The following is a 6,961-nucleotide window of genomic DNA, read 5'->3' on the forward strand; positions in this document are numbered from 1 at the left end:
CGATCTCCCCCTCTGACCTTCAGCGGGTTTTCAAGACCCTGCCGCCAGAGGCACCAGACCCATTCCCCCATCTGGCAGACCTCAATGCCGACCAACTGATTCAGCGGCGGGTAGAGGTCACAGGCACCATCAAGACCCTGGAGCAGGAAAGGCAAGTTATTGATGCTGAACTACTGAGCACCTTTGGCGATGCCGAACTCCGCTTTGGTGTTCGTGCCCCTGGTGGTTGGGTTCTCAAGCAGCGGTCACGAACCAGTTGGGAATACGAACCAGAAGTTCGGGATGCCATCAAGGGTCTTCAGGGGCAGGCACAAAGGGATGGGAGGGCGCAACCGCTTGTGAGCACCTATCTCTGCCTGACCCAGGAAAGCGCCTGAAACTCACTGCCGAGCATCAGACGCCAAAGACCTGCTGCAGGTGGGCGATGGGATTGGCACCCTCCTCGCCACCAACAACCCAAAACTCAGTGCTGCCACTTCTCAGTAGGGCACGGAAGTCATCAGCGTCAATCAAAATCCCGCAGTGCTCCGCTAGGGCAACCATCTCCTCTGGGGTGCTTGCGGCATAGAACTCACGCCCCAACTCTGGTTCCTCCTCCATCCGATAGAGGAAGTGATCCAGGGCATCCAGCAGCGGTGAGGCGGAGCAATCCACGCTTGACGCTCAGGCACCAAGGAACGCTACCAAGGCATCAGCAAATCACAGCAGAAGACAACTAAAAAGAGTGTTTAATATTATACTCTAAGCACTGAACTCCACAGAGAGTCAACCCAATGCTCAAGACATCCAGTAACAGTTCCACTGCTCCAGTTGCTCAGTTCGTTCAGAGGAACACCGAGGAGACACTGGCGGAACTACATCGCCCTATTGATCCGAGGCACTTCAAAACCAGGAAGCAGGGCAACACTACACTGACTTATGTTCCGTGGGCGACCCTTTGCCGCCACCTCCACCACAGGGCACCCGGGTGGTGTTTTGAAATTCAGAATGTGAGCGAAATCGGTGGGTCGGTTGTGGTAACGGGCAGATTAAGTATCCCTACCACCGATTCGTTGATCCATTACTCAGCGATTGCTTCAGAAAAACTGGAATCTGGTTCAATGGCACCTCCAGCGGAAGTGGCAGCATCTTCCTGTCTGAAGAGAGCAGCAGCGATTGCTGGACTTGCATTGGAATTGTGGGGTTGATCTAATGAGTATCAAAATCATCATCCAGTGGCAGGATCAGTTCGGCAAATGGCAGCAGTACCAGACCGTTCACCACGAAGGCAACGCCTTTCAGATCGCACAGCAACGGTCACGAACCACAGGCAAGCGTCACCGCCTAGCAGATCAATCAGGGGCACTCCTTGACTTGATTGACCCATAAGACCCCGTAGAGATGCCTATAACGCTCTGTGGTGACCTGCAGTTGTGTCCCTTGCCAGTGGTGCCCGAATGCCACCTCTCACGCCTGTATGCCTCTCCTAGGGCAGGATTGAGGGCACTAATCAGATTGCTGAAGTTCATCACTGAATCACACTGAGTAGACCTTCTTCTGGCACAGGAGAATAACCAAGAGTTCTGAGTGCTATTCCAAAGCAGTGCTGCATTTCGATGCTTTTTCTTGTACTCCTTACTGGTTAAAGTTGCACAGAATGGGCAAATAAACTGCCACTTTGGATTACCATTGGCAGACAGACCACTCCGTGAGTCCTTCAAGTAATAATCAAACAATTCCAATCTATATCTCTCGTCAATTGGCGACTCTGAATGAATCATATAACCTCTATTGATAAACCTACAGGTGTAATTATAAGTCAATGCTACGCATAAGTCAACTTGACAGAATAGCATTTTATGAGTAGAATAACTACGTGCTAGTTTCAGGGACTAGTTTAGGTGTAGATATTCAGTCTTATAAATAACTACGTAGTAGTTTCAACGGGATATGAGGACTCTACAAGACCCCACTACATCAAACCCTTCAACTCAAGACTCAAACAAAGAGTTGCCGTAGGCAATGTCCGAAGGACATTCCACTAAGACTCCACTGGAATCCTAATTAAAAACCCTTTAAAAACATACCTGAGTTCTTTAACCACCTTAAGGAACCGCCACCTAACACTGCAGACGATAAGAACACACAACCGACTATCAGAAACATCATACACACCTAAATAACCATAAGTAACCGCAGGACAACATGAGAAACCAAACCAATGCCATCCGAGAGCAGGTGTCCTTTAAGCAACGAGAAGAGCACATTCGTGATTCCTGGAACTTTCTTTGTACTCACTACCACCTGAACAAATCAGACCTGGTTAAGTTCCTGATTAAGAAGGAAGAGTTTTTCTTGAGCAAACCCGAAACGATTCCTTCTGGGTTCATCAAGGACTGGTTATGAAAACTCAAGAGCAGATCCAGCAACGAATTAACTTCATCCAACATCAACTGGATTCACTGGAGCACTACCTACCTACCTGCTATCAGTTGTTGATGGAAGAGATGGACTACCAACAGCGGGAACTGATGCAACTGAAGATTCAAGAGTTTTACCGGAGTCAGTCATGAACCCCACCACCACCGACGAATATGACTGGGGCAACTCACGAATCAATCCACTTGAACCCATGACTTACCAGGATGCCTTCCAAACCGTTGATCAAATGAGTGATCAGGAAATTTGCAAACTTGGTTATACAGGTGACGAGGAGTTATTTAAACAAATCAGTCAGAGTTTCATGATCATCGAATCCGACTGATGCGGGCAGGACTCACTCGTTCGTGTTTGGCAGTCAAAATCGAACTAGTATCATGAGTCTACAAAAGTAGTGTCATGGGTTCAAAAAATTCTGGCGGGAAATTTTTTCCGCCAGAACCCTTGCGACTCAGGATTGCTCCATCAAGAGTTCCAGTGCATTCTTCTCTACTGCGGCACCATCTTTGCTGACCCGGAAGACCGTAACTCGATCATCCTTCTGATAAGACCCTCCGCTCTTCTTGATGCTCTGATCGAGTCCTAATGCAACCCAGCGATTCCATCGTTCACCACTCAACCGTTGCTTATCAATAAGACCGTTTTTATGGGGGTTGAAGAGGTATCCATTCTCTTCGAAGATTTCCTTCAACAATCCCAAAAGCATTGAATCCGTCTGCGGTGCCCCAGGAACACGCTCTCGCACCTGGGCATAGAATTGCTCGCAAAATACTTCTTCACCGCCTTCTGACGCCTCCTGGAGCACATTCAGCAGCATATCTAGCAGATCCTTTCGACCACAACGACGAATCAAGTTAACTCGCTTGTGAATCTCACTCTCCTCGTCAAATTTAGGCAGACCCTGCTTCAAATAGACCTGGATGCACTCAAAGATGAACTGGTAGAACTCGCTCCAGTCATGGTCACTCCAGTCTTCACCGCAGAGTTCCATGCCGCCATGAAAATCGGCAGGGGTTGTGCCATCCTTCTCCAGCAATTCACGGTAGAAGGGCGATACCTCCACCAGCACCTGACGGCGACGGTGAGATGTATCGGAACCAGGAATCGGATGGTTAGTCGTGATCACAATCTTCGGTGCCCGATCTCCTGGAATTGAGGTCGGATTCTGCCTCAGACGGCGAATGTGAAAGTCCCCAGTAATATGCAGGAAGATGTCTTCGAAGGTGAAATTCTCAGCGGCATCATCAAAATTCACCAATTCATGGGTTTCATTCACCCCGGCGAGGGCAAAACGATCCTGTGTTGATCTCTTGAATGCTTTGCCGCTGAGAGTGATCGTGTGAACCACCTCTGATAGGCATCGAACTAGCAAACTCTTACCTGTGCCGCCATGACTGCCGCCGATCAGATTCTCATCGTCCAGGCGATCAATCAGAATGATGCACTTACGCTGGGATTCACGATGGTAACGGTGGCAGAGATACCCTATGACTACCTGTAGACGCTCAAATGATCTCTGGTCAATCTCACCATTTGCGTCACGGGAGAGATTAGCGACAAAGGATCGAAAGTGCTGTGATCCGATAGGTTGCTCACTTGGGCGATACTCCCGAGTTGAGATACTGTCGTTCCAGACAATGCAATTATCGGGCAGAAAAGCGTAAGAAATTGCCTCTGTCACCCTATCACTTGCAACTTCCACGTATCCATTCCCAAAAAATCTATAGGAGGCACTCTTTGAGTCGCGCAGAATCTTTTTGCCATCAAGGTAGGGAACCGAGGTTAGAACTTTCTTGCCGAAGAACTGTCCCTTCTTGAAGTGAATCCTCTGGTAGACGTTCTTATATCCAGACTCCTCAAGGACTTTTCGGATTACCGTCTCAAACTGCTGCTCATTGATCGCTTCAACACGATTTTCAAAGAAGTAGACGAGTTGATGATGAGGCACTCCTTTGGAGTCTTGATCGGGAAGACTGAAGATCCCGACCGCAGGCAAAAAGTCGTTGAGATAGCGAACGATATGCTCTTCGGCGAGTTCCTGGAGATTTCCATCGTCATCCTCATCCCAGAAACGGATGGCAGGATTTATTTGTACTCGATCAGCGATATCACGAATTTGAGAATAAAGTAGTGTTTGCATCTAATAATATTTCAATCAACCCATCGACTATATCCTCGCTGGTTATTTTTGTCAAGTGGTGGTTGACCGTCATGCGACCTTATGGCACTTGGCGGATTACGGAATGGCAGGTGACAAGGTGACCAGGTGACAACCATGCATTGGAGACTGCATTGGATACTTATAGGTCTATTCGTTTCACCATCGACCAATCGCCTGGGCGAACCTGTGCCCGTGCCTGTTTGCAGTTGGTTCTTAGTCGATGAAGTTTGGGTAGGTTCGTTGGAGCATTTCTGCGGAACTCATCCCGTTCTGGGTGAAGGCATCGATTCCATCGCATAAAACGAACTCACTCCTACTATTCCCTGAGACTATTTGACATCTAACGGAAATCAAGGTATAGTATTAAAGCAGTTATCAATACGCATGAAATTATGGAACCAATTTTTCTACGAATTAACGATGTCATCAAATTGACCTCTATCTCGCGCTCATCTATTTACAGGATGATAAGCGAAGGTGACTTCCCAGTCCAAATCTCCGTTGGGAACCGCCAAGTCCGCTGGTCACGACAGGAAGTCCTAGACTGGTGCGAAGAGAAACTAGCAACAGCAAAATAAACTACTCAGCGGTCTAAGGATTCTTACTAACTCATCAAGGAATGACGAGTCCCTGATCGATGCACCAGTTGCTCCAATCCCGCATGAATTCACGCCTTTCATCAAGGCGTTCAGAATTGTCGTAGTGCCCACGGACACCTTTTTTGTGAGGGAGGTGTCCAAGTTGACGGTCAGGCACTTCCCATGGGTACTTCAGGACATCTTGTGCCACAGTTTGAACGACATCTCGCCATCCTTGAGCAGTCAAAACTCCTTTGAGAGCAAGTTGCTCCTTAAGGAAATTATTCAAAGCGGAGGGATTCAGATGTGATAATTCTCTGCCTCTTTGACTATGAAAGACATGCTTCCTTTTCCCATTTATTTTTTTGAGTAGATCAAGAATTTCAAGGGTTGGATCCGACAGAGGAATCAAATGGTCAATATCCTTTTGGTCAGCAGGGCGCTTCAGACCTGGCGTATTGCCTGGAATTGTGATCAGGGAGTCTTGTTCATCAATCCAAGACCACTCAATGGCAACCAGAGCGCCTGGTCTTGTACAGAGTAAAAGATGCATCTTGAGCGCAATTGCAACAAAATCAAACTGACCTTTGGAGTAATCGCTTAAGTCCTTGAAGAATTGGGGCACCTGCTGCTCAGAGAGCGTTGGATTACCCTTCGGTTGGTGCAGTGCCCGATCATCAGGCGAAATCGTGCAGGGGTTTTGCCCCCGTGTCATCCAACCTTTTTCGATGGCATAGTCACAGACCTGTCCGAGTGTTCGGATCACCCTGTTCGCCATGTCATGCGAGTTCCTTGCATCGATGACTTCTCGCACTTGCCGAACCAGTTGCCGACCTCCGCTTGCATCGCCAGAGTCCCATTCCAGATCCTTGATAGGCAGATCAGCAGAAATCACCTTGAGGACATGATTTTCAAGATGGCGCTGGCACTCTTTCTGAGTGCTGGGCGCTTTTTTTTGTCGTGAGGGTGACGCCAACCAGGCATCGCAAACTTGCTTCAGAGTCGGGGCAGAAAGCGCGTCTTTCGGGCGGTTCAGCGTTAACCACTGATCGTGGTGGGCATCCAGTCCGATCCCTTTGCGCCACTCCTTGAACGCCAAAACTTTCTGACGTGCCTGTGCCAACGTCAGGCGCCCTCCTCCTTTGCCATAGGTGCCGAGAGGCAGTTCCTGTTGCTTGCGGACACCGTTCGGCAGTTTCTGGACATATTTGTGGACGAAGCGCCTGCAGGGGTCTTTGCCAACCACTGGTTCGTTGACGATACGCAAACCGTTTCCGCAGGGATCCGAGGTTTTTTTACCTCCCTTGGGAATGGCAGGCAAAGCGCGGATTTGAGCGTCAGTCAGCGGTTTGGACATCTCCAAGACCCATCTCACATAACGATTCTATCTCACATAAAACCGCTTTTCATCTCACATAATCTCCCACATAAAAGATCCGGATCTGATGGCATCGGTGGCGTCAGCATGAGACAGCGGAGGCAACTGAAACCCAGTCACTGGAACGAATTAGGACAGTCTGGACCGTCCCAAAACTTGCTCACAACGGAGAGGGTGGGATTCGAACCCACGGAAGGTTTCCCTTCAAACGATTTCGAGTCGTTCGCTTTCGACCACTCAGCCACCTCTCCAAAGACCCGCTGGGTCTTGATCACTCTAAGGATCGGTCAGCCAAGGGCGGCCTGCAGGTATCCACTGGGACCGCTGGCCGCCCAGGCCGCTGGCAAGCCCGCCGGGACAGCGCCACTGAGCCACAGCCGCTTGGCGCCAAGCTCCTTGAGGTGGTGGCGCTCGCGGGCGGAGGGC

The 6,961-nt window shown here is 49.3% G+C and carries 7 protein-coding genes and 1 tRNA gene; 4 read left to right on the forward strand and 4 right to left on the reverse strand.

Annotation, left to right across the window (positions count from 1 at the left end; all coding sequences use genetic code 11):
• Positions 1-377 (forward strand): hypothetical protein (locus tag KBY85_RS15340; protein WP_254962330.1); only part of this gene is annotated, 377 nt, incomplete at its 5' end.
• 16 nt (positions 378-393) lie between these two features.
• Here KBY85_RS15340 and KBY85_RS15345 read toward each other — a convergent pair.
• A complete protein-coding gene (locus tag KBY85_RS15345) occupies positions 394-654 on the reverse strand; it encodes a Nif11-like leader peptide family natural product precursor (protein ID WP_254962331.1) in 261 nt (86 codons plus the stop codon).
• 1,727 nt (positions 655-2,381) lie between these two features.
• Here KBY85_RS15345 and KBY85_RS15350 point away from each other — a divergent pair.
• Together KBY85_RS15350 and KBY85_RS15355 are read left to right on the forward strand one after the other, a co-directional pair.
• The gene (locus tag KBY85_RS15350; protein WP_254962332.1) at positions 2,382-2,552 is read left to right on the forward strand and encodes a hypothetical protein; all 171 of its coding nucleotides are present in this window, start codon (positions 2,382-2,384) and stop codon (positions 2,550-2,552) included.
• Complete coding sequence (locus KBY85_RS15355; RefSeq protein ID WP_254962333.1) at positions 2,549-2,743, forward strand: hypothetical protein; 195 nt, start codon at positions 2,549-2,551, stop codon at positions 2,741-2,743. The genes KBY85_RS15350 and KBY85_RS15355 overlap by 4 nt, the downstream gene beginning before the upstream one ends.
• Positions 2,744-2,869: 126 nt before the next feature.
• On the opposite strand, the gene KBY85_RS15360 is transcribed toward KBY85_RS15355, so the two are convergent.
• Positions 2,870-4,558, reverse strand: a complete 1,689-nt coding sequence (locus KBY85_RS15360; protein WP_254962334.1) for a primase-helicase family protein — start codon at positions 4,556-4,558, stop codon at positions 2,870-2,872.
• A 413-nt stretch (positions 4,559-4,971) separates the two neighbouring features.
• Here KBY85_RS15360 and KBY85_RS15365 point away from each other — a divergent pair, with 413 nt between their 5' ends.
• Complete coding sequence (locus KBY85_RS15365) at positions 4,972-5,157, forward strand: AlpA family transcriptional regulator (RefSeq protein WP_254962335.1); 186 nt, start codon at positions 4,972-4,974, stop codon at positions 5,155-5,157.
• A 34-nt stretch (positions 5,158-5,191) separates the two neighbouring features.
• Here the strand turns inward: KBY85_RS15365 and KBY85_RS15370 are convergent, their stop codons facing one another.
• On the reverse strand, positions 5,192-6,514 hold the full coding sequence (locus KBY85_RS15370; RefSeq protein WP_254962336.1) for a phage integrase central domain-containing protein: 1,323 nt from the start codon (positions 6,512-6,514) through the stop codon (positions 5,192-5,194).
• A 187-nt stretch (positions 6,515-6,701) separates the two neighbouring features.
• Positions 6,702-6,786: transfer RNA gene (locus tag KBY85_RS15375), tRNA-Ser, on the reverse strand.
• Positions 6,787-6,961: the final 175 nt, after the last annotated feature.

Source organism: Cyanobium sp. BA5m-10 (assembly GCF_024346255.1).
In the GTDB taxonomy this organism is placed as follows: Bacteria; Cyanobacteriota; Cyanobacteriia; order PCC-6307; family Cyanobiaceae; genus Cyanobium_A; species Cyanobium_A usitatum.